Here is a 1,172-nt window from a genome sequence, read left to right as displayed (position 1 = left end):
ATCTTGGCAACAACGCCGGCGCCAACGGTACGGCCACCTTCGCGGATAGCGAAGCGCAGACCTTGTTCCATGGCGATCGGAGCGATCAGGGCAACAGTGATGGTCACGTTGTCGCCCGGCATGACCATTTCAGTACCTTCCGGCAGGCTGATCGCGCCAGTCACGTCGGTAGTACGGAAGTAGAACTGCGGACGATAGTTGCTGAAGAACGGGGTGTGACGGCCACCTTCGTCTTTCGACAACACGTAGATCTCGGCGGTGAAGTCGGTATGCGGAGTGATCGAGCCCGGCTTGGCCAGAACCTGACCGCGCTGAACTTCTTCACGCTTGGTACCGCGCAGCAGCGCGCCGATGTTGTCGCCAGCCTGGCCTTGATCCAGCAGCTTGCGGAACATTTCCACGCCGGTGCAAGTGGTCTTGATGGTCGGAGCAATACCGACGATCTCGATTTCTTCGCCGACCTTGATGATGCCGCGCTCGACACGACCGGTCACAACGGTACCGCGACCCGAGATCGAGAACACATCTTCAACCGGCATCAGGAAGGTACCGTCGATGGCACGTTCCGGTTCCGGAATGTAGGAGTCCAGTGCAGCAGCCAGCTTGAAGATGGCCGGTTCGCCGATGTCCGACTGGTCGCCTTCCAGCGCCTTCAGTGCGGAACCCTGGATGATCGGGGTGTCATCGCCCGGGAAGTCGTACTTGCTCAGCAGGTCACGCACCTCCATTTCAACCAGTTCCAGCAGTTCAGCATCATCAACCATGTCGCACTTGTTCAGGAACACGATGATGTACGGAACGCCAACCTGGCGGGCCAGCAGGATGTGCTCGCGGGTTTGCGGCATCGGGCCGTCAGCAGCCGAACACACCAGAATCGCGCCATCCATCTGAGCCGCGCCGGTAATCATGTTTTTCACATAATCGGCGTGACCCGGGCAATCTACGTGAGCGTAGTGGCGGGTTTCGGTTTCGTATTCAACGTGAGCGGTGTTGATCGTGATACCGCGAGCCTTTTCTTCCGGCGCGCTATCGATCTGGTCGTAACCCTTGGCTTCGCCACCGAATTTCTTCGACAGGATGGTGGTGATTGCAGCAGTCAGGGTGGTCTTGCCATGGTCAACGTGACCGATGGTGCCGACGTTTACGTGCGGTTTCGTCCGCGCAAATTTTTC

The 1,172-nt window shown here is 58.4% G+C and carries 1 protein-coding gene; it reads right to left on the bottom strand.

Annotated elements, in window-relative coordinates; translation table 11 throughout:
• On the bottom strand, window positions 1–1,172 hold a 1,172-nt coding region (tuf, locus tag WG78_RS15600), incomplete at both ends, for an elongation factor Tu (protein WP_152969238.1).

The sequence above is a fragment of the Amantichitinum ursilacus genome, from assembly GCF_001294205.1.
Classification (GTDB): Bacteria; Pseudomonadota; Gammaproteobacteria; order Burkholderiales; family Chitinibacteraceae; genus Amantichitinum; species Amantichitinum ursilacus.
Note: the sequence above shows the minus strand (reverse complement) of the source record. Positions and strands in the feature narration are given on the sequence as shown.